General features: G+C 33.3%; 2 protein-coding genes. Both read left to right on the top strand.

All coding sequences use genetic code 11. The features are described 5' to 3' along the window. Positions 1-240, top strand: a 240-nt coding sequence (locus J3U35_RS02120; RefSeq protein WP_267359229.1) for a hypothetical protein, incomplete at its 5' end; no start/stop codon positions are given. A 9-nt stretch (positions 241-249) separates the two neighbouring features. Next, positions 250-435: hypothetical protein (locus tag J3U35_RS02115; RefSeq protein WP_267359227.1), on the top strand; the 186-nt coding region annotated here is incomplete at its 3' end.

Here is a 435-nt window from a genome sequence, read left to right as displayed (position 1 = left end):
AAAACGTATGAAAGTGGGTTATATCGAAAAAATCAGACAAATGTGTATGTCGATATCGATTATCAAGTATTGGATACCCCTGATTGGGCATTAAATGGGGAAGATAAACTCAATGCTTTGTATGATCCTATAAAGGTAAAAGTACCCGGAAAAACTTATATTGATGAGATCACTTTTATCAAAGGCGATGACGGTGAATTATATCATGAACCCTTAACTCATTTAATGATTAAACCTTAGAAGTATGCAATGAAAACATTAACTAAATTCACCTTACTGACATTAATCACCTGTTCACTATTGGGTTGTTATAACAAAGAAAAACTAAGGGAGCATATTCAAAAAGAATATGATGAATCACGAGCCACAAATAAAGCTAAAGGCGACTTTTGCTATTTTCTTGGTTCAGTAAAACTACCGTATACGGATGAACCA

Origin of the sequence: Gilliamella sp. B2717 (genome assembly GCF_026536675.1) — a bacterium.
GTDB classification, from domain to species: domain Bacteria; phylum Pseudomonadota; class Gammaproteobacteria; order Enterobacterales; family Orbaceae; genus Gilliamella; species Gilliamella apicola_I.
This window is presented reverse-complemented; position numbering and strand designations above follow the sequence as displayed.